The organism is Chryseobacterium soldanellicola (assembly GCF_900100115.1).
Lineage (GTDB): Bacteria > Bacteroidota > Bacteroidia > Flavobacteriales > Weeksellaceae > Chryseobacterium > Chryseobacterium soldanellicola.
Window position 1 is genome coordinate 132,233 of sequence record NZ_FNKL01000002.1, and the last position, 25,464, is coordinate 157,696.

A 25,464-nucleotide genomic window follows, 5' to 3' on the forward strand; every position below is an offset into this window, starting at 1 on the left:
TTCACAGCAACAACAAATAATCGTTGTGATGAAAATTTTGTCTGAAACTTTTTTAAATTTTATCATTATTAATTTAATTTATCAATAATCCAATTTTGCATGACTTCCTACATAATGTAAGAATTCCTGTCTGGTAATAGGATTTGTTCTGAAAATACCGCTTAATTCCGCGGTAATCGTCGAACTGGACGTATCTTTTATTCCTCTGCAATTTACGCAAAGATGTTTTGCATCAATGATACAGGCGACATCTTTTGTTCCTAACGCTTCTTTCAAGGCATCCACAATCTGCATCGTCAATCTTTCCTGAACCTGAGGTCTTTTCGCATAATAATCAACTATTCTGTTGATTTTGGAAAGCCCGATTACTTCACCGTTTGAAATATATGCAACGTGTGCTCTTCCGATAATCGGCAAAAAATGATGTTCGCAGAATGAATATACGGTAATATCTTTTTCCACCAGCATCTGGCGGTATTTATATTTATTTGAAAAAGTGGAAATTCCCGGCTTATTTTCCGGAAGAAGCCCTCCGAAAATTTCGTTTACATACATTTTTGCCACCCGTTTCGGAGAGTCTTTTAAAGAATCATCGGTCATATCCATTCCCAAAGTTTCCATGATTTCCCCAAAAAGCTCCGTAATTTTTTCTATCTTTTCCTGTGGCGATTTATCAAAAGCATCTTTCCTTATTGGCGTATGTTCTTTTCCCGTGAAAATATCATCGTCGTTATCAGTAAAATCAACCATTTTCATTTAATTTGCCACAAAAATACGGATAATATTTATTGATTTATTTCAATTTTAAACTAAAAATATTATCTTTCAGGTTCTCATCTGTAATAAATACTATGATTATCGTTGAAGAAGTACAAAATGAAGTACAGAAAAAGGAATTTTTAGAGTTCCCATCAAGGCTTTACCAACACGACAAGAATTATATCAGACCTTTAAACAAGGACATCGAAGAGATTTTTACTCCCGAAAAAAACAAATTCTTCAAAACCGGAGAATGCAAAAGATTTTTATTTAAAAATAAACAAAACGAAACCCTTGGAAAAGTGGCGGTTTTTGTGAATAAATTTTATAAACAACACCAGCCAACCGGCGGAATCGGATTTTTTGATTGCATTAATAATCAGGAAACCGCAAATTTTATTTTTGATTATTGTAAAAGCTGGCTTCAGGAAAGAGGAATGCAAGCGATGGACGGGCCGATAAACTTCGGTGAACGCGATAAATTCTGGGGACTTCTGATTGATGGCTTTATCGAACCTTTGTATGGTATGAATTACAATTTTCCCTATTATCAAGAGCTTTTTGAAAATTATGGTTTTAAAATATATTTTGAACAGCTTTGTTTTTCAAGGCCGATTTTTGCTGAAGTTTCAAGAGTTTTTACGGTAATGCATGCAAAATACAGCAAAAACCCGAACATTTCTGCAAAACCTTTGAAAAAAAATAACCTGGAAAAATTTGCCAAAGATTTTACTGAAATATACAACAAAGCCTGGGCTGTACATGGAGAAGGCAAGCAAATGAGTGAAGGCAAAGTCCTGAAAATGTTCAAGACCATGAGACCTATTATTAATGAACATATTTCGTGGTTCGTCTATGAAAACGAAAAACCAATCGCCATGTGGATGAATATTCCTGATTTAAATCAATGGTTTAAATATTTGAACGGAAAGTTTGGCTTTTTTGAAAAATTAAAATTTTTATGGGTTAAAAAATTTAAAAAAAACGAAAAAATGGTGGGCCTTGTTTTCGGAGTCGTTCCCGAATGGCAGAAAAAGGGGCTTGAAGGCTATATGATCTGGGAAGGAACGCAACATTTAAGAAAACACACTGATTTTAAGACCACTGAACTCCAATGGATCGGTGATTTTAATCCTAAAATGATAAAAATTGCTGAAAATCTTGATACAACTATTACAAGAAAGCTAGCCACTTACCGTTATTTATTCGATCAATCTAAAGAATTTGAAAGACATCCTTATTTATAGAAAATTTTTAAGCATATTTTTAAATTTAAAAAAGAATATTTGTATTTTTGATAACAATTTGAAAAACAATTTATAATCATAAAAATGAAAAAAACAATTTTAGCTATATTATCAGTAATCTCATTTAGCTCTTATGCACAAAATACGGTAAGAGTTAATGAAGGGGCACATCAAGTTTTTTATAATGTAAATTCTAAGGGAGCAGGAAGAGCATTAACTTATGATGAAATTACAGGCTCTCCTTATGTGACGAAAGATTTTAAGGTAGCCAAAGTCGCTGATGATTATGAAAAAGTACCTGTAAGATATAACAGCTATAAGGATGAGATTGAGTTTCAGAAGGATGGAACAACAATGGTTCTTCCCAATGAGCCAAAATTTTCAAGAATAGAAATCTTGTCTCCAAAGCAGACATTGGTCTGGGCTGATACCGGTGATGATATGAAAGGATATTTCTTTGAACTTGCAGGCGGCAAAAATGCTCTTTACAAAAAGGTCAAGACCAGATTTAATGACTTAGTTCCTGCCGCTAATTCTTATTCACAAGAAAAACCGGCTTCTTTTTCAAACGCAGAGCCTGTTTATTATATTAAAACAGAAAAAGGGTTTATTAAAAAACCTAAAAGCGTAAAAGATATTACAGAACAATTCCCTGATAAAAAAGAGGCAATAGAAACATTTGTAAAATCTAATAAAATAAAATTCGGTAAAGAAGAGGACCTCATAAAATTAGTCAATTTCTTAAATCAATAAAAAATAAAGCCTTGTAAAATTTACAAGGCTTTTTATTTTAAAACAGCTCCCCTGCCACTTTTTTAATATTATCGCTTTTTCCCATCGAGTAAAAATGCAGAACAGGAACTCCAAAATCAAGCAATTCTTTGCATTGATTAATTGCCCATTCGATTCCGATTTCTTTTACGGCTTCATTATTTTTTGCACTTTCAACTTCGTTGATTAATTCTTCAGGAAGATCAATTTTAAAAACCTGCGGAAGCAATTTTAAATGTCTTTTTGTCGCAATCGGCTTAATTCCCGGGATAATCGGAACTGTGATTCCCATTTCTCTTGCCTTGGTAACAAATTCGATATATTTTTTATTATCAAAAAACATTTGCGTAACGATATAATCTGCTCCGGCGTCTACTTTTTGCTTTAGCCATTTCAAATCATAATTCATCGAAGGAGCTTCCATATGTTTTTCAGGATAACCGGCCACTCCGATGCAGAATTTATTATGTTCATCACAAATCTGATCATCATCATGAAGATATTTTCCACGACCTAGATTATTAATCTGATGAACTAAATCCATCGCGCTCGAATGCCCTCCCGGAGTGGCTTCAAAATATTGGTGCCCTTTCATCGCGTCTCCACGAAGCGCCATAATATTATCAATTCCCAAATACATACAATCTACCAGAAGATATTCCGTTTCTTCTTTGGTAAAACCTCCGCAAAGCAGGTGTGGAACAGTATCTACGTTATATTTATGCTGAATTGCGGCACAAATCCCCAATGTTCCGGGACGCATTCTGGTGATTCTGCGTTCCATTAATCCATTTCCTTTGTCAATATAAATATACTCTTCACGGGAAGTTGTAACATCAATAAAAGGAGGTTTAAACTCCATTAAAGGATCGATATTTTTATATAAATCTTCAATCCCAATTCCTTTTTGTGGCGGAACAACTTCGAGGGAAAATAAAGGTTTTCCGTTTGCGTTTTTTATGTGGTCTGTTATCTTCATGTTATATTTTGTTGCTTGTTGGTCGTTACCAGTTGATCGTTAAAACTAGAAACCAACAACTGTCAATCATTAACTTTTAAATTAATCTGCTAAATTAGGTGACAGCCATTTTCTGGCTTCCTGTAAAGAAATTCCTTTTCTTTTTGAATAATCTTTCAATTGATCTTCTGCAATTTTTCCCAATCCGAAATATTTTGCGTGCGGACTTCCAAAATAATATCCGGACACCGAAGCGGTTGGGAACATGGCTAAACTTTCCGTCAAATAAACTCCGATATTTTCTTCTACCTTTAAAAGATCCCAAATCGCGTGTTTTTCCAGGTGATCGGGACACGCCGGATAACCCGGTGCAGGGCGAACTCCTTTGTATTTTTCGGCAATTAAATCTTCATTGCTTAAATTTTCCTGATTGGCATAACCCCAATATTCGGTTCGGACTTTTTTATGTAAAAATTCGGCATAAGCTTCTGCAAAACGGTCTGCCAAAGCTTTTACCATGATGGCGTTGTAATCATCGTTTGCTTTTTCATATTCCTCTGCCATTTCATCGGTTCCGAAACCTGTTGTAACGCAGAAAGCTCCCATATAATCAGTTTTTCCTGAACTTTGAGGGGCAATAAAATCGCTTAATGCCAAATATTCTTTACCTTTTGATTTCTGAAGCTGCTGTCTTAATGTCAAAAATTTAACCTGCTCTTGGTTATTTTCATCAAAAATTAAAATATCATCAGTTTCGGTAGAATTAGCCTTGAAAATTCCGAAAATAGCTTTTGCAGTTAATGCTTTTTCATCCAAAATTTTCTTCAAAATAACCTGCGCATCTTTAAATAATTCTTTTGCCTGAGCTCCGACAACCTCATCATCAAAAATATTGGGGTATTTACCGTGAAGATCCCAGCTTCTGAAAAATGGTGACCAATCGATGAAAGGCACCAACTCGTTCAAATCCTGATTTTCAAAAACCTGTATTCCCAATTGGTTGGGAGTGAAAATCTCTTCGCTTTCCCAATCAATTTTAAATTTATCTCTTCTGGCATCTTCAAGCGAAACATATTCTTTGTCAATCTGTCTGTTTAAAAACTTTTCCCGGAATTCCGAATATTCGCTTTTTAAATCATCAACATATTCTTTATTTCTGTCACCGAGCAAAGAACTCACCACATTTACCGCCCTGGAAGCATCGTTAACGTGAACTACAGCATTTTTATATTTCAAATCGATTTTTACGGCAGTATGCGCTTTGGAAGTTGTTGCACCACCAATTAATAAAGGAAAATTTAAATTTTGTCTTTCCAATTCCTGAGCGATATAGACCATTTCATCCAAACTTGGCGTGATCAATCCGCTTAAGCCGATAACATCAACATTATGATCAATCGCCGCCTGAATTATTTTTTCAGCAGGAACCATTACTCCAAGATCGACAATTTCGTAATTGTTACATCCCAAAACAACGCTCACAATATTTTTACCGATATCATGAACGTCTCCTTTTACCGTTGCCATCAGGATTTTGCCGTTTGCAGGCCTTGTCCCATCTTTTTCAGCTTCAATAAAAGGCTGTAAATATGCTACGGCTTTTTTCATTACCCGGGCTGATTTTACCACTTGTGGAAGAAACATTTTTCCACTTCCGAAGAGATCGCCGACAACGCCCATTCCTGTCATTAAATTAACTTCAATAACGTGTAAAGGTTTGGCCGACTGTAATCTCGCCTCTTCCACATCTTCTTCAATAAAACGGTCGATTCCTTTTACCAAAGCGTGCGTGATTCTTTCCTGCAAAGGTCTGGTACGCCATTCGAGCTCTTCGACGACTTCTTTTTTGACAGATTTATGCTTCTCGGAATAATCTAAAAGCCTTTCTGTGGCATCTTCTCTTTTATCGAGAATTACATCTTCTACAAGACCTAATAATTCTTTATTAATTTCATCATAAACCTCCAGCATGGCGGGATTTACGATTCCTATATTCATTCCGGCCTGAATGGCGTGATAAAGGAAAACCGAGTGCATCGCTTCTCTTACGGTATCATTTCCACGGAAAGAGAACGAAACATTGCTCACGCCGCCACTTACAGACGCATACGGAAGGTTTTGACGAACCCATCTCGTTGCTTCAATGAAGTCGATTGCATTTCTTCTATGCTCGTCCATTCCTGTTGCCACAGGAAAAATATTTAGATCGAAAATGATATCTTCAGCAGGGAATTTCACTTCATTAACCAAAATATCATAAGACCGTTTTGTAATTTCAAGCCTGCGATCGTAGGTATCGGCCTGCCCGTCTTCATCAAAAGCCATGACAATAACCGCGGCACCGTATCTTTTAATTGCTTTTGCCTGTTTGATAAACTCTTCTTCACCGCCTTTTAAGCTAATGGAATTTACCACACATTTTCCTTGCGCAACCTGAAGTCCTGCCTCTAAAATTTCCCATTTTGAGGAGTCGATCATGATGGGAATTCTGGAAATATCGGGTTCGGAAGCAATTAAATTTAAAAATTTAATCATAGAAGCTTTTCCGTCGATCAATCCGTCATCGAAATTGACATCAAGGATCTGTGCGCCCCCTTCAACCTGATGACGGGCAATATCGAGTGCTTCCCCGAATTTTTCTTCTTTTATTAATCTTAAAAATTTCTTTGATCCGGCAACATTGGTTCTTTCACCAACGTTGATAAAATTACTTTCCGGGGTAATAATCAGAGGCTCAAGCCCCGATAATCTTAAATATTTCATCAATTTATTATTCTTCTAAAATAAAATATGCATTGTTTGCATTTTGCTTCAGCAAATCAACATGTTTGCCCAAAGCGGTAAAAATCGGAAACCTTTTATATGCCAAATTGTGTTCTTTGGCAAATTTTTCGATTTCGTCTGTAATTTCATTATAATATAAATAACTGTAATTCGGAAACAGATGATGGGCAACATGAAAATTGAAATTCCCTAAAATATTTCTTACAAACCAGTTATTTTCCTGTAAATCATTGGTAACTTCAAATTGGTGATGCAGCCAGCTGAACGGCAGTCCGTTTTTCTCATCCAATTTTGGAAAAGCATTGTCCGGAAGCGGATGCAGGGGTAACAAAACAAACAGTGCAAAAATACTTGCTGCAATAACCTGTAAAAACCAGGCTCCGAAAGCCAAGCCAGGCGATACCTTAAAAAACAAAACCGGAACGGCAATTTGATAGAAAAAATAAAATAATTTATAGCTTATCATTTTCACTTTTTCAATAGCCGGAATTTTGCCCTGCGTTTTTAAAATCACTCTTTCTTTATCAAAAAAGTCTCTGAAATCTCTGATAAACATCCAATTAAACAGATATAAAGGATAGACTAAAAAGAAAAAAAAGTGCTGATACTTCTGAACTCCTTTTGCTTTAATCCAGGGAACGATTAATAAAAGTCCGCTCTGCTCGATATCTGTGTCCCATCCATCCACATTCGGATAAGCGTGGTGACTTGCAATATGTCTTTTTTTCCAGATGTAGGAATTGGCGCCTACAAAATCGAAAATCTGCAAAATAAGTCCGTTTAATTTTTTGCTTTTATAAATATTATTGTGGGCAGCTTCATGAATTAAGTTTAAATAAATCAACACTAAAGAAATTCCCATCAAGACAAAACTCAAAATATAAATCAAAGGTTTTTCGGCATTAAAAAGCGCAAATACATATAAACCAAAATAGACCAAAGGCAAAATAATGGCTTTGATCTGTATATAAATATCCCTGTTTTCGGGAATGGCTTCTACACGTTGGTTCACTTTTTTTCTTAATTCATTAAACAATTTTGCATCGTCTGTATTTTTTAAATAAATCGGCTTTTCCATAATATTAAATTTGTGTGATATTTAAATTTAATATAAAAACCGTTCCTTTTATTATTGATTTAATAAAAAAAATCTATTAAATCAGACAAATTCCTTCAATTTTCTTGGCGGATATTGTGCAACCATATCTGCGATTGCTTTGATGTGGTCCGGAGTCGTTCCGCAGCAGCCTCCGATAATATTGATTAATCTTTTTTCTACGTATTCTTTGATCTGTGCCGCCATATCTTCGGGCGTTTCATCGTATTTCCCGAAAGCATTTGGAAGCCCTGCGTTCGGATAAGCTGACACATAAAATTCTGAATTATGCGCCAACGTTTCCAGATAAGGTGTCAACTGATTGGCTCCCAACGCACAGTTGAAACCTACACTTAGCAAATTTAAGTGTGAAACAGAAATCAAAAATGCTTCTGCTGTTTGCCCGCTTAACGTTCTTCCGGAAGCATCGGTAATTGTCCCTGAAACCATGATCGGAATATTAATTCCTCTTTCTTCATTAATTTCATCGATGGCAAAAAGTGCTGCTTTTGCATTTAAGGTGTCAAAAATGGTTTCAACCAATAAAATATCTGCGCCACCGTCTAACAATGCTTCCGATTGTTGTTTGTACGCAATTCTCAGTTCATCAAAAGTGATGGCTCTGTAACCGGGATCATTTACATCCGGACTTAAACTTGCCGTTCTGTTTGTCGGACCGATTGAACCCGCCACAAATCTTGGCTTATCCGGATTTTTTGCGGTATATTCGTCACAGGCCTTTCTTGCGATTTTTGCAGACTCAAAATTTAGTTCATACACCAATTCTTCCATGTGGTAATCTGCCATCGCGATGGTCGTTCCTGAGAATGTATTGGTTTCTATAATGTCAGCTCCAGCTTCCAGATATTTTTTGTGAACTTCTTCGATCGCATGAGGTTGCGTCAATGAAAGTAAATCATTGTTTCCTTTAACCGGATGTTCCCAGTCTTTAAAACGCTCGCCGCGATAATCTTCTTCCTCGAATTTGTATCGTTGAAGCATCGTTCCCATTGCCCCATCAAGAATTAAAATTCTTTCAGATAATGCTTTGTATAATTGTTCTGAATTTTTCATTTTATTTATTTTTTCATCGTTGAATTAATGATTACTATTTTTGCCATACGTTTCACATATAGCTATTATTGTTGAACCCTTCGGGTTCTGTTTTATCTATGGGTTTCGGCGGCGGCTTTGCCGCCGCCGAAACTTTAATCCAATGCCTGTTTTAAATCTTCAATGATGTCGTCTACATTTTCCAGCCCTACCGAACAACGAACCAGACCAGCCGTAATTCCTACTTCATTTCTTTCTTCGTTTGATAATTTGGAATGCGTTGTAGATGCAGGATGTGTTACAATTGTTCTGGTATCTCCAAGATTTGCAGAAAGAGAACACATTTTTATTGTATTTAAAAATTTTCTTCCGCCTTCAATTCCGCCTTTGATTTCAAAAGCAACAATGTTTCCACCCAGTTTCATTTGTTTTTTTGCAATTTCATAATTTGGATGAGAAGGTAAAAATGGATATTTCACAAATTCTACATTTGGGTGGCTTTCTAAAAACTCAGCAACTTTTATAGCATTTTCACAATGTTTTTCCACACGGATGGCTAATGTTTCCAAGCTTTTTGATAGAACCCAAGCGTTGAAAGGTGACATTGCGGGTCCAGTATTTCTTGCGAAAAGGTAAATTTCACGAATCAAATCTTCTCTGCCAACCGCGACTCCACCTAAAACACGACCTTGCCCATCAATTAATTTTGTTGCGGAATGCACCACAATATCTGCTCCGTATTTTATCGGCTGCTGGAGATAAGGTGTTGCGAAACAATTATCTACAATAAAAATCAGATTATGCTTTTTTGCGATTTTTCCAAAAAACTCTAAATCTAAAATCTCAATTGCCGGATTTGTAGGCGTTTCCAGATATAAAATTTTGGTGTTGGGCTGAATATATTTTTCAACGTTCTCCGCATCTTCTGCTTTGAAATAAGTTGTTTCGATATTCCATTTCGGGAAATATTTTGTGAACAACGTGTGGGTAGAACCGAAAACCGACTGACAGCTTACAATATGATCTCCAGCATTTAACAAAGCCGCAAACGTTGAATAAATTGCCGCCATTCCTGTTGCAAAAGCATATCCAGCTTCTGCACCTTCCATTTTTGCAATTTTATCGGTAAATTCGGTGACATTCGGATTTGAAAACCGGCTGTATAAATTCTTCGCTTTTTCTTCTGCAAAACTCGCACGCATATCTTCCGCATCCTGAAAAATAAAGCTGGACGTCAAATATAACGGCGTTGAATGCTCATCAAACTGGGTTCTTTCAGTTTGCGTCCTTATGGCGAAGGTTTCAAAATTTTCGTTTTCCATTCTTTTATTATTTTTCCATAGGTTTCACCTACGGCTATTGATATTGAACCCTTCGGGTTCAAATGGCTGTTTTATTTAGTTTCACTTAGTCTTAAAATATCTCCGAAAACCCCTCTAGCCGTTACTTTCGCTCCGGCTCCGGCTCCCATGATGACGATGGGATGCTCGCCATAACTTTCCGTATAGATTTCAAAAATTGAATCAGACCCTTTTAACTGTCCTAATGCGGAAGTTGCAGGAACTGAAATTAATTTTACATCCAACTCACCTTTTTCTTTTTGTAAGTCTCCATGTAAATCACCAACATATCTCAACACATGTCCTGGCTCTTGGTTTTCTTTAATTTTTTGATATTCTTCATCCAATTCTTCCAGTCTTGACAGAAATTCCGGTTTTGAAATAGATAATAAATTTTCAGGAACTAAATTTTGAATGTTGATATCATCGAATTCATTAATTAAATCTAATTCTCTCGCTAAAATCAATAATTTTCTTGCCACATCATTTCCTGACAAATCCTCTCTCGGGTCCGGTTCTGTATATCCTTTTTCCAATGCTTCATTGATGATGGTGGAAAATTTATCGTCTCTTAAAGAAAAATTATTAAAAACATAGCTCAGTGTTCCGGAGAAAACTCCTTTAATTCTTGTAATATTTTCTCCTGAAAGATGTAACAGCTTTATAGTATCAATTAATGGCAAACCTGCGCCAACATTGGTTTCATATAAATACCGTCTGTTATTTTTGTTCAACGTATATCTTAGTTTACGGTATTCTTCGATCGGAAGTGTGTTAAAAATCTTATTGGAAGAAACCAAATCAAATCCATTTTCTGCTAAAGCATGATAATTATGAACAAAGTCCTTGCTCGCCGTATTATCGACAACGATGAGGTTTTCCAGTTGATTTTCTTTTGAAAAATTAATTAATGCATTGATGTTTGATGAATTTTCGGCCACCAAAACCTCATCGTTCCAATTGCTGTCAAAGCCTTTTTTATTGAAGGCTATTTTTCTTGAATTGGCAACCGCCACCACTTTAAGATCAATTTTTTTACGCCTTCTGATTTCTTCCGATGACTGTAAAACCTGCTCTATCAAAGTCTTTCCAACATTTCCGTGACCGATGATTGCTAAATGAACTGTTTTTGGTTTTTTAGAAATTTCGGATTCGATGATATTTTTTGCTTTTTCATCCTGGGAAGAAGTTACAACAATATTTACCCGTTTTTCACTTGCAATTTGATTTAAAAGTAAAGGAAAAACGTTATTTCTGGCCAGTTCTGCCAGGACTTTGTTGAAATCTTCCGCAACAAAGCCTATTACAGAAACATTATTTATGCTGTAAATCTGAGAAACTTTCCCTGATTTTCTTTCTGCTTCAAATTCGTCAATCAGACAATTTACGGCTTTTTCGGAATCATTTTCATGGACTAAAATTGATAATCCGTTTTCGATTGCCTGTTGAGAAATTACTCCAACACTGATTCGCGCTAAAGTCAGCGCTTTAAAAATTCGTCCGTCAATACCGATTTCACCTAAGAAATCTTCTCCTTCAAATTTGATGATTGATCTGTTTTTTAAAAATTTTATTTCGTTAGCATTAATCTTACTCATTTCTACAAAATATTTTTAATGATGTTATTTAATTGTTCGTATTCCATTAAAAAGGCGTCGTGCCCGTGAATTGATTGGATCTCGTGACAGAAAACATTTTTCTTTTTTTTTGTAAGCTTTTCAAAACACATTCGGATTTCAGAAGCCGGGAAAAATAAGTCTGTATCAACGGAGATCATGTGCATTCGCGCCTGAATTTTCTCCAATTGATCTTCGTTGGCATTAATATTCATCAGCAGATGATTCATCAGCTTGTAAGACTTTAAACTAAATCTTTCGTTTAAAGCATTTCCGTGATAAAAAAGCCAGTCTTCTGATTCTAAAATCTGTTTTTCCTGATTGTATTTGTTTTGAAATCTATTGTTTAAAGATTGAGGCGTTCTGTAGCACAACATCGCATGAATTCTGGCTTTTTGTAGCGGTTCATCATTTTGATTTAATAAAAATTTCTGAACCAGGCATTGTGCATGCAGCCAGTCATGGGTTTTGAAATCGCAGGCAATAGGAATGAAAATTTCGGCAATACCAGGCTTTTTTACCAGCATTTCCCAGCCGATTCCGCCACCTAAAGAACCTCCGATAATGGCGTATAAACTTTTAATATTTAAAATTTCAAGACCTTGTAAAAAGATATTGGCAATATCTGCAGTCGTAAAATCTTCGTATTCATCAATAAAAAAACCATCATAGCCGTTTCCGGGAATATTGAAGCACAAAACAGTATATTTATTTGTATCGATCACCTGATTTTCACCGATCAGCTGCTTCCACCAGCCTTTTTGTCCTGAAACATCTGAATTTCCGGTCAAGGCATGATTAACTAAAATTATCGGTGCCGAAAACAGGTCTTTCCCGAAAAGCTGATAGCTCAACGGGATATTGTATTCCTTTTGGGAATTTGTACGATACGAAAGATTAATATAATTTAGTTCTGTTTTCAATTCTATTTATTTTAAATACAATTGAAAATGCCATGAGAAATGGCTGAAAAGAACTTCAGTAAGTTATCTGTCCAAAATAAATTTATTTGGTAGAACGTAGCACCTTCTTCGCTTGCGCAAAGGGTTGCTAAGGTTTCACAGGGTCTGTCCCTCAACCTTTCTTGATAACATTTTCAATATTTGAATGAACGAATGCCGCAAAGATAAAACATTTCTTTTAAATATTTATAAAAAATTAATTTAATATAAAAAAGCCTGCAATAAAAAGGCTTTCCGGGATCTGTTAAGAATTATTCAGATTAAAAGAATTGGATTTTTTTTTCAAAAAAACTACCTTCGTAATGAAAAATGATGAGATATGAGTGCCGAAAAACAAAGATTACAAGATAATAACTGGAAAAACTGGGGGCCTTACGTAAGTAACAGACAATGGGGAAATGTACGTGAAGATTACAGCCCAAACGGGAATGCGTGGGATTTTGCCAATCATAATAATGCCGAAAGCTATGCCTATCGATGGGGAGAAGAAGGTATTGCCGGAATTTCTGATGTGAAGCAGCTTTTCTGTTTCGCTTTGTCATTCTGGAACAAGAAGGATAAGATGGTAAAGGAGCGCTTTTTCGGGTTGAGCAATCCTCAGGGAAATCATGGTGAAGATATTAAAGAGATTTTTTATTACTTAGACAACACCCCTACTCACAGCTATATGAAGATGGTGTATAAATATCCTATCAACGAATTTCCGTACGACGATCTCCTTAGAGAGAATGGGAGGCGCAGCAAAAAAGAGCTCGAATATGAGCTTTTCGATACAGGGATTTTTGATAATGATGAATATTTTGATATTTTTATTGAATATGCCAAAGCCGATCAAAATGATATTTTAGTAAGGGTTACGGTTTGCAACAGAAGCCAGATCGATGCCCCTATTGTGGTGGCTCCGACCGTTTGGTTCAGAAATAACTGGAAATGGGGGTACAATACCTATAAAGGCCAGACCAATGCTTCAGATAATGGCTGTATTGATATTAATCATGACAGTATTCCTATTAAAAAGTTTTACTCAAGAAACAATAATGCCGAAAGCGTTTTCTGTGATAATGAAACCAATACCCCAAAGCTACATGGAGCCGTGTATTCCGGAAATACCTATTTTAAAGACGGTATCAATGATTATATTATTTACGGAAGTAATACCATAAATCCTGAAAAAAGAGGAACCAAAGCATCTTTTTTAATTGATGAAACAATTGCGGCCGGCCAATCCAAAACATTTGATTTCCGGTTGTCTCCCAATGAATTGGACGAACCTTTTTATCAGTTTGATGAAATTTTTACTACAAGAATTGATGAAGCGAATGAATTTTATAGCGAAATTCAAAATGACGTAACCAATGATGATGAAAAAAACGTGCAAAGGCAAGCGTTTGCAGGATTGCTCTGGAACAAGCAGTTTTATCATTATAATGTCGGAAAATGGCTCAAAGGAGACCCTAATTTTGTTGCTCCGAGAGATTTCAACAATTATGTCAGAAATACGGAATGGAATCATATGCACAACAAAGACATAATTTCCATGCCTGATAAATGGGAATATCCTTGGTATGCAACCTGGGATCTGGCCTTTCACTGCGTTCCGTTTTCCATTATTGATGCCGAATTTGCAAAAGGGCAGCTTCTTTTACTGACCAAAGAATGGTATATGCATCCCAACGGGCAGCTTCCGGCTTATGAATGGAACCTCAGCGATGTAAACCCGCCTGTACATGCGTGGTCCTGCTTCCGGGTTTTTAAAATTGATGAAAAGCAGAACGGAAAACCCGATCTTTTATTCCTTGAAAAAGTTTTCCAGAAACTGCTTCTGAATTTCACTTGGTGGGTGAACAGAAAGGATAAAAACGGTAAAAATATTTTTGGAGGAGGTTTCCTCGGGCTCGATAATATCGGAGCTTTTGACCGCAATATGAGCCTTAAAGACGGGCAGCATCTTGAGCAGGCCGATGGGACAAGCTGGATGGCAATGTACGCTTTGAATATGATGCGAATTGCGATGGAGCTGGCTCAGTATTACCAGGTTTATGAAGATATGGCGATCAAATTTTTTGAACATTATCTTTATATTGCCGAAGCCATGGAAAATTTGGGAGAAGGAACAAAAGGCCTTTGGAACGAAGAAGACGGTTTTTTCTATGACGTCCTTCAGCTTGGAAACGGCGAGAGCGCTTCTCTTCGACTGAGAAGTATTGTCGGGCTCATTCCTATGTTTGCGGTAGAGATTATTGATCATCATTTACTGGAAAAGATGCCGAATTTCACTGCGAGAATGGAATGGGTTTTAAATAACAAGCCTGAACTCACCAAACTGGTCTCTCACTGGGACGAAGAAGGCCATGGCAGAAAGCATTTAATGAGTATTCTCCGTAAAAACAGACTGTCAAAAGTTTTGTCAAGAATGCTTGATGAGAAGGAATTTTTGAGCGACTACGGCATTAGGGCAATGTCTAAGGTGTATGAGGAAAACCCGTTTATTTTTTCCGTTCATGGCACCGAAAATGTAGTGTATTATACTCCCGCGGAAAGTGACAGCCGAATGTTTGGCGGAAACAGCAACTGGCGGGGCCCGATTTGGTTCCCGATCAACTTTTTGATTGTTGAAAGCCTCCAGCGTTTCCATTTTTATTACGGAAACAGCTTAAAGGTTGAATTGCCTACAGGAAGTGGTAACAAGCGGAATCTTGATGAGGTTGCTCAAAATATCAGCGCAAGGCTGTGCTCTATTTTTTTAAAAGATGAAAATGGCGAAAGAGCTTTTAACGGCGGAAATGCGAAATTTAATTATGATGAATATTTCAAAGATTACATCACATTTTATGAATATTTTCATGGCGACAATGGCCGCGGAGTCGGTGCCTCTCATCAAACAGGCTGGACAGCAACTGTTGCTAAGCTCATGAAACCCAGATTAACGATATAATGTAAGAATCTCCGAAGTTTTCGGAGATTCTTTATTAATAATCAATTCTATAATTACTGTTTTAAAATATTGATTTCATGAAATATTTACGGAAATAAGCTATTCGTTTTTTATATTTTTCCGATAAAAATTGATTGTCTTATCAATAATATTCACTTTTAGAATTCCACTTCGCATACCTACAAAAATATTTCTTTCATCAAATGCTACAATTGAATTAGGATAAAGACTTTCCCAAAATTGATTCTCAAAAATTTTTGTTACTTTATTACTTTCCTCTGTATTTATCTCATAAAAATTTTTGTGAGAGATAATTAAAATTTTGTTCTGAAAGCTTGTTATTGCAGCTGGTGCGTCATCAAAATCAGTTACTTTTATGCAAGTAAATTTATTTTTTATCCTTTTTAGTTCATATAAGGCACCATCAGATATTCCCATATGCGATAGTCCTTGTATGAAATAAATTTTGTTTTTAAATTTTAAAATATCTACTGTATTTCCAGGCTGAATTACTATAAGTTTTTCCTGCAAATTTTTTGTTCTAAAATATAGTGCTCCTCCCCATTCTCCTTCGTCTATACCAATTAGTTTTCCTCCTTCGATTTCTAATTCAGACCTCTCGCCTTTTCCTTTTTTTTCAATTATTAGTTCTTCTTTATTTTGTTTTCCTAAATAAATATCCTTTGAATGATTCAAAGAATCCCAATCTCCCGAATATAATTTTGGAATAGAAGCTTCAACAAAATTATCCGGAATTTTTATTTCTTGACTAAACCCGTAAAAACAAATGGGAAACAATAAAAGTATTAACATTTTTTTCATAGCTCATGTTTTTTATAGATTAAACCGCAGATTAGATCTGCGGTTTAATTTTTTATTTATTTTGCAGAATAATCTGGACTGTCATATCCTCTAACACCAATGAATTTTATTTTTTCAATTTTCATATTGGAAAAAAATTGGGCAAAAGTAGTATTCCACTGACCATGATATTGTAATACCATATCCTTTATCTGGCTTGGTATTTCATTTTCAAAAGCGATTTCTAGCCATGGATACTGAAATGAATTATCTGATGCAACATTAAGCATGTTTCTATCACAAAAATATAAATAAAGAGTATAATAATGAGGATCATTAAATATTTTGCTATCATAACTTATCATTACAATATTTACATTTTTGTTCTGTAATTCATTATAGAAGCTTGAAAAATTCTGACCGTAAAACTGGGTTTTATTTGGTATTATTGATTTTAATTTTGGTACCACACCATTATAAAAAGTTATATAATCGTTCGCTGTCTGCGCTTTGCAATTATAAATAAAAAATAGATTTATTATAAGTAAAGCTTTGATGAATATTGATTTCATATCTACTTAAGACTTCTATCTGGACTATTATATCCATTGACACCTATGAACTTTATTTTTTCAATTTTCATATTAGCAAAAAATTGGGCAAGAGTAGAATTCCATTTTGAACCAGATTCTTCTACCATATTTTTTATTTGTGATGGAATTTCATTTTCAAATGTAATAGCAATACTTGGAAATTGATATGTATTATCGGTTGAAATACTCCACATATTAGTATTAGCAAAAAATAATCTCAAAATGTAGTATTTCGCTCCGGGATCTGTCTTAGTGTCATAATTTAACATAACGATATCGATGTGTTTAGTTAATAACTCATTATAAAAATTTGAAAAGTTTTGCCCATAAAATTGGGTTTTATTTGGAACTATAGAGTTTAATTGAGGAACTACACCATTATAAAAAGTGATATAATCACTTGTTGTTTGTGCTTTACAATCGTATATAAAGAATAAATTTGATATAAATAAGATTTTTAATAATGTTTTCATAATATAATTATTTAGATATTGGGCTTGATTATGGACATTTAGAAATTTTTGCTCTTTCATCCTTTAATCCATTTACTGTTATCGGTTCTATTGAAGCATTAATTTTTTTTAAATTACCATTTCCATCAACTTTTGCAATACTCATACCAGCGTTTAATTGTTCAAAAATGTGCGCTAAGCCAACAGCTCTAGAGTCATAAGTTTCACCTGAAGTATCTATTGTTGTACTTTTATTATTAAAAATAGCTTTCATTTTTTCAATTTCATTCCACAATACACTATTTTCTAAAAAGCCATGAGTATCGGGATCATAATTTTCACTTCTAGGATATAATGCTAAAAAAGCACCTGCAGCTGCCTTATCATTTAATATTAAAGAATAAACCTCTTGTACACCATTGCTCATTCCATACACAAAACGTACCTGAAAAGTAGAATTAGGTTTTATAATCTCCTCCAGCATCCCATAGAGATCTCCGGCAGAAGGTACTCCGGGAGTTCCGGGATGTGAATGCCCATCACCAATATAAGGAGTTGATAATAAATTGGTAGGAACATATGAATTAGTCGAATCCCCTTCTTTAGCGGGCGTTACTTGGTATCCACCATTGGCATTCTGCCCTAATGCTAAAGCCCATTCTTTTGGTCCGATTGCTTTCGGCCTTAAAATATCATCCATCTTGGTTTTTACTTCACTGTTTTTATAAACTACGTTGGCTTTTGCTATTGATGTTTTTGCTTTCTCGCAAGGGTCTGTAGAAGTCGTAGGATTTGTAATAATCACCCCAGAACCATCGCCATTACAATCTGCCGAAAGGTTATCGGTTTCGCCTGTTGAAGATGTCTTGTGGGCAATTGGGTTGAGGTGAGTTTCATTCAGGCAGTGGTCGTACCATCCTATAGTATTCCCATGACTATCTAAAATAAGATCTGTACAATCTGTCGGATTATCACCCCACGGTACTTCATCTTTAGGTCCGTTTCCGCCATTATACCATCCTCCGTTAGGCGGGGGAACATCACCGGGATCTATAGTCCCGCCGGAATCACCATTTCCACCGGGAGTACCGGGGATGGGAGGACAATCACCTACACCATCATTAAATCCTACCGTAGAAGTCACACTCCCATCCAGAGAATAGGAAGTCACGCTCCCTGTAAAATGTTGAAAATCTAAAGGACTTCCATCTTTGGGATCATACTCAATGATCTCTGCTTTTATTACCTGTCCGTTGGTTTTCTTTACTTCAAGATTGTAAACGGCATCAGTATCATTTATATTTTCAACCTTGAAAACATAATAAACATCAGTGCCATAATTAGCTTCTACAATCGCAGAAGTTTCTATATTTCCGATCGAAAGGTCTTGCTTCCCTGAAATGGAAACAGAGCTTAAAGGAACTTTCATGTCTTTTCTTCCCGATTCTTTGTAGATAAAGTTTTCTACATTGGGAATATCTTTCAGCTTTACCATTCTGAATTTTGAAGCATTGGGATTCACCGCACTGTGCTGTTCATTAAGAAGGTCATTCCGGCAGGAATACAAAAAAATAGAGATCGCTACCAATAGGAATAGCCTGAGAATAAATTTTTTGTTCATACATTTTGTTTTAAAATAGAAAATATAATTTTCTTATTCACCTCGAAGTGAAGTTCGCAAAGCTAAAACTTAATTATATCTGAAACAATCGATTATGCGTAGAGGTTAATACTTTACAAGTATTAGCTTTATCTGTTTAATAATGATAACAGAAAACATTTTATGAGTTGAAAAAATGCTGAAACCGGTGATCCTGTCGGTAATAGTTTGAAAATATTCAATCTAAGAAACAAGCCCAAACTTTACCACTCATCAATTGAGGGGTATTTTTATTTCCTTCTTATATATGCCAAGAATATATTGAAAATAAATTCTTTTATTTTCCAAACTTAAAGTAAAAATTTAATGTTATTTTAATCATTATTGTGAATTATTCATAACATATTAACTAAATTAGCACTCAAATAATTAAAAAAGTATTTTTTTATGAAAGGAAAATTACTACTTACAACATGCTCGATATTATCTGGTGTGTTGTTTAACCAGATTAATGCCCAAGAATATCAGCCCATTTCTGTACAAAGCGGATTTAATGCTGATGTTATCGCAAACGGCATCGGCCCGTCTGCTTCATCTACAAACAATGATGTTGACGGAGTAAGCTATGCATTTATCTCCACTGATTTTCAATTGACCTCTTCCAGCACGCCGCTTACTTACGGACTGCCTGCAAACGGCCTGATCAACTCAGTTGTGGGAAGCACTCCGGGATTAAGCTATCAGCTGGCATCTTACAGCGCCAACAACGCATTAAGGCTTCAAAACCCCAATGACGCGGGTACCATTACTTTTACAACTCCTATTGCTGCAGTAAGCTTATATATGCTGGCAACAGGCGGTAGCGGACAATGTACGGTAGATGTTGTAGCAAATTTCACAGACGGAACATCACAGACTTTTTCAGGAATAAATATTGACGACTGGTATTACGGCCCGAATTATGCCATTCAGGGAATCGGGAGAATCAACATTATGAATGATAATCTGGAATCAGGATACGGAACGGACCCGAGATTGTACCAGATTCCATTAACGATGGATGTTGCCAATCAGTCAAAACCGATACAAAGCGTTACGGTAACCAAATCAGGAGCCGGCGGAATTCCAAATATCTTTGCGTTTTCAGCTGATGCCTATACTTCTTGCCCGGCGCCTACAAACATCACATATACTTCTGCCATGGCAGGCGCCACATTAAGCTGGGCAGCGCCTACTGTTATCCCTTCATCAGGATACGATTATTACTACAGCTCATCATCTACTCCTCCAACTGCGACAACTACGCCGTCAGGAAACGTAGCAACAGGAACTTCTGTAACATTAAACAGCCTGGCAACAGGACAAACCTATTATTTCTGGGTAAGATCAAATTGCGGCGGCACAGTGGGATTGTGGAAAATGAAACCTTTTACAACCGGACAGATTTCCAGCACATATACTGCGGGTGATATCAACACGATGTTTAGCTCAAGCTTCCCTACTCCGACAGATGTGACGAATTGTCCCGGAGCTATGACCATGACGGTTCCTGCAGGATATAAAATTAAATCAACCAGCGTTTCTTACACCATGTCTACAGAATCAAACGGCTGGATGTCTGAGCAGAGAAGCATACTGGTTTCATCAAATAATTCAATGGCAGAGGCTCAGGTAACTTCCGGTTCGGGATCAACATCAGGTACATATTCTTACGAAAGAACAAATATTCCTATTGCAAACGGATTAACGGGCGACGTTATTTTCGAGCTTAGAGCCTGGAGAATGTATGGCGGATCTGACTGTAATGCTGATTACAACAAAGTAGATAACAATACCTGGAAAGTAACGTTAACGCTTGAGCCTGTTGGTCTGGCTGTTAATGAAGTGGCTGCCGGTAAAAAGGAAATTCTGGCATATCCAAATCCTTTTGTTGATGTGGTAAATATCCAGAATATCGAAAAGGTGAAGCGTCTTTCTGTAACCGATCTTTCAGGAATTACAATAAAAACAATTGATAATCCTTCAGCAACATTACATTTAGGTGATCTGAAAACAGGATTATACATCTTAACATTAACAATGAAAGATGGATCAGTTAAAAGCACAAAAATTATTAAGAAATAATGTAAACCTTCAATAAACAAAAAACCGGATTCATCATCCGGTTTTTTTTATTTAATTTATTTTGAGATTAAGCTTTTTCACCATTCACATAGACTTCATAACCAATTTCAACATTAGGTTCTAAAGTTTTTGAAACGGAGCAGTATTTTTCGAAAGACAATTCTGCCGCTTTCAGCGCTTTTTTAGGGTCAATATTTCCTTCTAAAAAGAATGTAACCTTCATTGACTTAAAAGGTTTTGCATCCGCTACAGGTATTCTTTCACCTTCTACTTCAGCTTTGAAACCGGTAATTTCCTGTCTTTGCTTTTTTAAAATAGAAACAACGTCTATTCCGCTACATCCTGCAACTGCCATCAAAACACTTTCCATCGGGGAAACTCCTTTTGCGCCGGGCTGCGTTGTGTTATCTAAAAGAATTGAATTCCCTTGAGAATTGGTAGCTTCAAATAAAAAATCGTCGTTTATTCTATTAAGTGTTATTTTCATTTTTAAGTCTTAATTAATTTTAAATATTTTGAAACGCTTTGACTCCGCTTAGCGTGACACCGGTTAAATATTGTGCTTTAAACAGATAGTATTAGAAATGTCACGCTAAGCGGAGTCGAAGCGTCTAAATCAATTTTATCTTACAAAATTATAAAATTCCCCGCGCTTTTATCTCTAAATATTTATTGATAACATCGATATTCAAATTCTCGGGAAGCGTATAAACCGTGTAAATCCCATATTTCCGAAGTTCCTGGATGATTAATTTCTTTTCAAACTCAAATTTTTCAGCGATAATTTCATCATAAATTTCCTGCATGCTTTCAGGGTTTTTATGAATTAAGGTCTGAAGTTCTGCATTTTTAAAGAAAACCACGACCAATAAATGGTTTTTGGCAATTCCGCGGAGATATTTTAACTGCCGGTTAAGTCCGTCAAGGGTTTCAAAATTAGTAAAAAGCAAGATCAGGCTTCTCTGATTGATTGAATATTTAACATCCTGATACAAACGGTTAAAATCACTTTCAAAAAAGTTGGTATTAATATTATAAAGAGCTTCTGAAATCTTTTTAAGCTGCCCGGATTTGTTTTCTGCGGCGATCTTATTCTCTGTTTTTTTTGAGAAGGTCATCATCCCGGCGCGGTCACCTTTTTTGAGGATAATATGAGAGAGTGCCATTGTTGCATTGATGGAATAATCCAGCAGGCTTAATCCATTAAAAGGCATTTTCATCGTTCGCCCTTTATCAATCAGCATAAAAATACGTTGTGCTTTTTCATCCTGGAACTGGTTTACCATCAATCGATTGGTCTTGGAAGTCGCTTTCCAGTTGATCGTTCTGATATCATCACCCGGAACATATTCTTTGATCTGCTCAAATTCCATGGTGTGGCCCAGTTTTCTGATTTTCTTGATTCCGCCTAATAAAAATTCGCTTTGAAGCGCCATCAATTCATACTTTCTCAAATGAATAAAAGACGGATAAGACGGTAGATTCGCATCTTTCTGAAACTTGAATCTCTTTGAAATAAAACCTACCGGTGATGATGCGTAAATATTTAAACTTCCAAAATGATATTCTCCTCTTTCTTTTGGTTCTAAAGTGTATTGAAAATAAGTATTCTTTCCTGATTCAATCTGCTTTTTAATCATAAAATCCCTTTTCTGAAACTGAAACGGAATTTCATCAATAATCCTCGCATTGATTGTAAAGCCATAATTATTTTTAACATCAATTTTCACTGAATTTTCATCGCCGTTGGATAATTTTTCGGGCAAAATTCTTTGTGCTAAAATCCCTTCTTTTTGGTTAAAAATAAGAAGATAATCCACCACCGCCATCAAAAAGCAAAGCAATAGTAAAATATGTGCAACAATCATAAAAAAAGGAAAGAAAAATGCCAAAACATAAAGCATTCCCACTCCGGTGAGCGCGAAAAAAAAGCGTGTATTGATGTATAAATTCTTCATGTTGTAAAGGGCTAGGAATTAGGTTTTAAAATTTAGGGATAGACTGCAAATTAAACAGTGTAATTTTTCTAATCTTAAGCCTTAATTTCTATGATCTACCTCGGAATCTCTATTCCTTCTAAAATTTGTCTGATAATCTCGTCGGCGGTTAAGCCTTCCATTTCTCTTTCCGGCGAAACGATTACACGGTGTCTTAAAACGGCATAACTTGCCTCTTTGATGTCTTCAGGAGTGACGAAATCTCTTCCTCTTAATGCTGCAAAAGCTTTTGAAGCCGTCAATAACGCTAAACTCGCTCTTGGAGATGCGCCAAGATACAGGAACTGATTTTCTCTTGTATTAATGATGATTTTCGCGATATATTCCATCAACTGACTTTCAACAATGATTTCTTTAACCAAATGCTGATAATTTTTCAGTTGCTGAGCCGTAATTACGCGATGTACAACTTCTGTTTTATCTTCGTTTTTGCTTTCGTGCTGATTTTTGATGATAGAAATTTCCTGCTCAAGATTCGGATAACCGACATTAATTTTGAATAAGAAACGGTCTAACTGCGCTTCCGGAAGCCTGTATGTTCCTTCATGCTCGATCGGGTTCTGAGTGGCAATTACAAGGAACGGCTCTTCCATTACATAGCGCGTTCCGTCCATTGTGATCTGTCTTTCTTCCATTACCTCGAATAAAGCGGCCTGAGTTTTTGCAGGTGACCGGTTGATCTCGTCAATTAAGATAAAATTAGAAAAAATCGGGCCTTTTTTAAATTCAAATTCAGAATTTTTCATGCTGAAAATTGATGTCCCCAAAATATCAGAAGGCATCAGATCCGGCGTAAACTGGATTCTGCTGAAATCTACATCGATCGTTTTTGCCAATAATTTTGCAGTGATCGTTTTTGCAACTCCCGGAACGCCCTCGATCAAAACGTGGCCGTTTGACAGAAGCGCAACCAAAAGATGCTCGATCATACTTTCCTGACCGACAATTACTTTCCCGATCTCAAATTTTACTTTTTCTAAACTTGCACGAAGCTCGATCATATCAATTCTGGATTGAAATTCGCCTTCTTTTTTATCAATATTTATAGAACTTTGATTTTCTACATTTTGATTTTCAAGGTTTTCCATAAATTTTATTTTTTTTATTTGGCTCTACAACCAATTATTTTTAATGTTATTCAAATCGCGTTATTAATCGGATTTCATCCGATTCTCCTTTAAATCGTCCCTTCGGGACTCTTTTTTATTATTTTAAAATCTCGTCTAAAAGCTTATTCATTTTTGCAAGATCTTCTTTCAGCACGTGGGCGTACGGATCCTGGGCTTTTTTAATAAAATTTATTGCTTCATCAATCATTTCCATGGTTTTTCCTGTTTTTAGCTGAAGCTTTTTTGCAAATTCCTCATCTAAATTCTGAGTATCAATCAAAAGATCAAGCCTTACTTTATTTAAGAAATACTGTGCCTTTTTCACCATCATATCATGAAAATCGCCTTCCTGCAAATACAGATTTCCGATACTTTTCACAAAATCTACGGAAGTATTTCTCAACGGCTCAACAATCGGAACAATACGCTGCTTTCTTTTGGCATTAAAAAAAATAAATAAAAGCAGGCCTCCTAAAAGTACCCACCAGGCGTATTTCAGAGCTGGTTTTGAAAGGATAAACCTCATAAAAAACTGAGATTCTTTGGTGGAGCTTTCTACAAACCAAACTGTTTCTTTATCATCAAGATAGGAAAATACATCTGCGGCATATTTTACATTTCCGGGTTTAAGAAGATAATAATTAGTGAGAAAAAGCGGCTCGCTATGAACGTAAATATTTCCTTTTCCAAATTTTACTTTTATGAAATTTGCCTGATCGTCATTTTCTTTTTCAACCGTTTTTCCGAGAACCTCAACATTTGGTTTAATGTAAGAAAAGCCTCTTCCAGACGGGAATTTATCTAATTCAATAAAATCATTCTGGTATTTTTTATCCGTTAATTTCAACACATTTTGCTCATCAAAAGAAATCTCAGAATCATAAAAACCGATACTGTCTGAAATATCTTTCGGCATATTGCTCACGATCAGCATTGCATCAGAACCATGGGAAACTTCATCTAAAATTTTCTTCCAGGAAGGAACATCGATATCGTTTTCAACAACTAAAATATTATGCGGGGACTTTTTATTTTTATTGTAATAATCGAAAGGAGATTCGCTTGTTTTTTTCAGGTTATTTTTAAAAAGATCTTTTATTTCCTGATTAAAGATATATAATCCGAAGGGTGATTTTTCGTTTATGTCAAAATTCTTCCGCCAGTCTGTGATTTCTTTTTTATTAACTTCAAGCAATGCCAGGATCACCATAACAATGATGAAAAGGATAGCATATATTTTGAAAGTTTTATTCATTTTATAAAAATT

20 protein-coding genes and 1 riboswitch are annotated in these 25,464 nt (G+C 35.7%); of the genes, 4 read left to right on the forward strand and 16 right to left on the reverse strand.

What is annotated here, in order from left to right; translation table 11 throughout:
- Nucleotides 1-81 precede the first annotated feature (81 nt).
- A complete protein-coding gene (gene folE, locus BLT04_RS05335; protein WP_047401339.1) occupies nt 82-750 on the reverse strand; it encodes a GTP cyclohydrolase I FolE in 669 nt (222 codons plus the stop codon).
- A gap of 101 nt (nt 751-851) precedes the next feature.
- Here folE and BLT04_RS05340 point away from each other — a divergent pair, with 101 nt between their 5' ends.
- Both BLT04_RS05340 and BLT04_RS05345 read left to right on the forward strand, forming a co-directional pair.
- A complete protein-coding gene (locus BLT04_RS05340) occupies nt 852-2,006 on the forward strand; it encodes a hypothetical protein (RefSeq protein ID WP_089754488.1) in 1,155 nt (384 codons plus the stop codon).
- A gap of 84 nt (nt 2,007-2,090) precedes the next feature.
- Nucleotides 2,091-2,759, forward strand: a complete 669-nt coding sequence (locus BLT04_RS05345) for a hypothetical protein (protein ID WP_089754491.1) — start codon at nt 2,091-2,093, stop codon at nt 2,757-2,759.
- A 37-nt stretch (nt 2,760-2,796) separates the two neighbouring features.
- Here the strand turns inward: BLT04_RS05345 and metF are convergent, their stop codons facing one another.
- The 7 genes from metF to BLT04_RS05380 all read right to left on the reverse strand — a co-directional run bounded on the left by metF (nt 2,797) and on the right by BLT04_RS05380 (nt 12,547).
- Nucleotides 2,797-3,756 carry a methylenetetrahydrofolate reductase [NAD(P)H] gene (metF, locus tag BLT04_RS05350; protein WP_089754493.1) on the reverse strand — a complete coding sequence of 320 codons (960 nt, stop codon included), beginning with the start codon at nt 3,754-3,756 and terminating at the stop codon, nt 2,797-2,799.
- An 81-nt stretch (nt 3,757-3,837) separates the two neighbouring features.
- Nucleotides 3,838-6,498 carry a methionine synthase gene (gene metH / locus BLT04_RS05355; protein WP_089754496.1) on the reverse strand — a complete coding sequence of 887 codons (2,661 nt, stop codon included), beginning with the start codon at nt 6,496-6,498 and terminating at the stop codon, nt 3,838-3,840.
- 7 nt (nt 6,499-6,505) lie between these two features.
- On the reverse strand, nt 6,506-7,597 hold the full coding sequence (locus BLT04_RS05360; protein ID WP_089754497.1) for a fatty acid desaturase family protein: 1,092 nt from the start codon (nt 7,595-7,597) through the stop codon (nt 6,506-6,508).
- 81 nt (nt 7,598-7,678) lie between these two features.
- Entirely contained in the window at nt 7,679-8,689 is a 1,011-nt protein-coding gene (locus tag BLT04_RS05365; RefSeq protein ID WP_089754499.1) for a homocysteine S-methyltransferase family protein, read from the reverse strand.
- Nucleotides 8,690-8,823: 134 nt separating this feature from the next.
- Nucleotides 8,824-9,990 carry an O-succinylhomoserine sulfhydrylase gene (locus BLT04_RS05370; protein ID WP_089754501.1) on the reverse strand — a complete coding sequence of 389 codons (1,167 nt, stop codon included), beginning with the start codon at nt 9,988-9,990 and terminating at the stop codon, nt 8,824-8,826.
- 71 nt (nt 9,991-10,061) lie between these two features.
- On the reverse strand, nt 10,062-11,606 hold the full coding sequence (locus tag BLT04_RS05375; protein ID WP_089754507.1) for an ACT domain-containing protein: 1,545 nt from the start codon (nt 11,604-11,606) through the stop codon (nt 10,062-10,064).
- 2 nt (nt 11,607-11,608) lie between these two features.
- Entirely contained in the window at nt 11,609-12,547 is a 939-nt protein-coding gene (locus BLT04_RS05380) for an alpha/beta fold hydrolase (RefSeq protein WP_089754509.1), read from the reverse strand.
- A gap of 60 nt (nt 12,548-12,607) precedes the next feature.
- Nucleotides 12,608-12,718: riboswitch (SAM riboswitch) on the reverse strand.
- 187 nt (nt 12,719-12,905) lie between these two features.
- Here BLT04_RS05380 and BLT04_RS05385 point away from each other — a divergent pair.
- On the forward strand, nt 12,906-15,521 hold the full coding sequence (locus BLT04_RS05385) for an MGH1-like glycoside hydrolase domain-containing protein (RefSeq protein WP_089754512.1): 2,616 nt from the start codon (nt 12,906-12,908) through the stop codon (nt 15,519-15,521).
- Between the two features lie 99 nt (nt 15,522-15,620).
- On the opposite strand, the gene BLT04_RS05390 is transcribed toward BLT04_RS05385, so the two are convergent.
- Genes BLT04_RS05390 through BLT04_RS05405 form a run of 4 tightly spaced genes read right to left on the reverse strand, consistent with a single transcriptional unit; the run spans nt 15,621 to nt 18,988 of the window.
- Nucleotides 15,621-16,343: a hypothetical protein gene (locus BLT04_RS05390; protein ID WP_089754514.1), complete on the reverse strand. Its 723-nt coding sequence runs from the start codon at nt 16,341-16,343 to the stop codon at nt 15,621-15,623.
- A gap of 56 nt (nt 16,344-16,399) precedes the next feature.
- Nucleotides 16,400-16,894, reverse strand: coding sequence for a hypothetical protein (locus tag BLT04_RS05395; RefSeq protein ID WP_089754516.1), 495 nt, complete (start codon nt 16,892-16,894; stop codon nt 16,400-16,402).
- 2 nt (nt 16,895-16,896) lie between these two features.
- A complete protein-coding gene (locus tag BLT04_RS05400; protein ID WP_139166212.1) occupies nt 16,897-17,388 on the reverse strand; it encodes a hypothetical protein in 492 nt (163 codons plus the stop codon).
- 28 nt (nt 17,389-17,416) lie between these two features.
- Nucleotides 17,417-18,988, reverse strand: coding sequence for a hypothetical protein (locus BLT04_RS05405; protein WP_089754520.1), 1,572 nt, complete (start codon nt 18,986-18,988; stop codon nt 17,417-17,419).
- Nucleotides 18,989-19,414: 426 nt separating this feature from the next.
- Between BLT04_RS05405 and BLT04_RS05410 the strand changes: the two genes are divergently transcribed.
- Entirely contained in the window at nt 19,415-21,091 is a 1,677-nt protein-coding gene (locus BLT04_RS05410) for a T9SS type A sorting domain-containing protein (RefSeq protein WP_089754522.1), read from the forward strand.
- Nucleotides 21,092-21,158: 67 nt separating this feature from the next.
- Here the strand turns inward: BLT04_RS05410 and BLT04_RS05415 are convergent, their stop codons facing one another.
- The 4 genes from BLT04_RS05415 to BLT04_RS05430 form a co-directional block, all read right to left on the reverse strand.
- On the reverse strand, nt 21,159-21,578 hold the full coding sequence (locus BLT04_RS05415) for an OsmC family protein (RefSeq protein WP_089754523.1): 420 nt from the start codon (nt 21,576-21,578) through the stop codon (nt 21,159-21,161).
- 148 nt (nt 21,579-21,726) lie between these two features.
- Nucleotides 21,727-23,049, reverse strand: a complete 1,323-nt coding sequence (locus BLT04_RS05420; protein ID WP_089754525.1) for a DUF58 domain-containing protein — start codon at nt 23,047-23,049, stop codon at nt 21,727-21,729.
- A 95-nt stretch (nt 23,050-23,144) separates the two neighbouring features.
- Nucleotides 23,145-24,176 (reverse strand): AAA family ATPase, encoded by a 1,032-nt coding sequence (locus BLT04_RS05425; RefSeq protein WP_089754527.1) that lies wholly within the window; start codon nt 24,174-24,176, stop codon nt 23,145-23,147.
- 118 nt (nt 24,177-24,294) lie between these two features.
- Nucleotides 24,295-25,452: a DUF4350 domain-containing protein gene (locus tag BLT04_RS05430; RefSeq protein WP_089754529.1), complete on the reverse strand. Its 1,158-nt coding sequence runs from the start codon at nt 25,450-25,452 to the stop codon at nt 24,295-24,297.
- Nucleotides 25,453-25,464: the final 12 nt, after the last annotated feature.

Excerpts from the sequence above, each read along its gene's own strand:
- folE (WP_047401339.1), bottom strand. The coding sequence starts at position 750 with ATGGTTGATTTTACTGATAACGACGATGATATTTTCACGGGAAAAGAA.
- BLT04_RS05340 (WP_089754488.1), top strand. The coding sequence starts at position 852 with ATGATTATCGTTGAAGAAGTACAAAATGAAGTACAGAAAAAGGAATTT.
- BLT04_RS05345 (WP_089754491.1), top strand. The coding sequence starts at position 2,091 with ATGAAAAAAACAATTTTAGCTATATTATCAGTAATCTCATTTAGCTCT.
- metF (WP_089754493.1), bottom strand. The coding sequence starts at position 3,756 with ATGAAGATAACAGACCACATAAAAAACGCAAACGGAAAACCTTTATTT.
- metH (WP_089754496.1), bottom strand. The coding sequence starts at position 6,498 with ATGAAATATTTAAGATTATCGGGGCTTGAGCCTCTGATTATTACCCCG.
- BLT04_RS05360 (WP_089754497.1), bottom strand. The coding sequence starts at position 7,597 with ATGGAAAAGCCGATTTATTTAAAAAATACAGACGATGCAAAATTGTTT.
- BLT04_RS05365 (WP_089754499.1), bottom strand. The coding sequence starts at position 8,689 with ATGAAAAATTCAGAACAATTATACAAAGCATTATCTGAAAGAATTTTA.
- BLT04_RS05370 (WP_089754501.1), bottom strand. The coding sequence starts at position 9,990 with ATGGAAAACGAAAATTTTGAAACCTTCGCCATAAGGACGCAAACTGAA.
- BLT04_RS05375 (WP_089754507.1), bottom strand. The coding sequence starts at position 11,606 with ATGAGTAAGATTAATGCTAACGAAATAAAATTTTTAAAAAACAGATCA.
- BLT04_RS05385 (WP_089754512.1), top strand. The coding sequence starts at position 12,906 with ATGAGTGCCGAAAAACAAAGATTACAAGATAATAACTGGAAAAACTGG.
- BLT04_RS05390 (WP_089754514.1), bottom strand. The coding sequence starts at position 16,343 with ATGAAAAAAATGTTAATACTTTTATTGTTTCCCATTTGTTTTTACGGG.
- BLT04_RS05395 (WP_089754516.1), bottom strand. The coding sequence starts at position 16,894 with ATGAAATCAATATTCATCAAAGCTTTACTTATAATAAATCTATTTTTT.
- BLT04_RS05400 (WP_139166212.1), bottom strand. The coding sequence starts at position 17,388 with ATGAAAACATTATTAAAAATCTTATTTATATCAAATTTATTCTTTATA.
- BLT04_RS05405 (WP_089754520.1), bottom strand. The coding sequence starts at position 18,988 with ATGAACAAAAAATTTATTCTCAGGCTATTCCTATTGGTAGCGATCTCT.
- BLT04_RS05410 (WP_089754522.1), top strand. The coding sequence starts at position 19,415 with ATGAAAGGAAAATTACTACTTACAACATGCTCGATATTATCTGGTGTG.
- BLT04_RS05415 (WP_089754523.1), bottom strand. The coding sequence starts at position 21,578 with ATGAAAATAACACTTAATAGAATAAACGACGATTTTTTATTTGAAGCT.
- BLT04_RS05420 (WP_089754525.1), bottom strand. The coding sequence starts at position 23,049 with ATGAAGAATTTATACATCAATACACGCTTTTTTTTCGCGCTCACCGGA.
- BLT04_RS05425 (WP_089754527.1), bottom strand. The coding sequence starts at position 24,176 with ATGGAAAACCTTGAAAATCAAAATGTAGAAAATCAAAGTTCTATAAAT.
- BLT04_RS05430 (WP_089754529.1), bottom strand. The coding sequence starts at position 25,452 with ATGAATAAAACTTTCAAAATATATGCTATCCTTTTCATCATTGTTATG.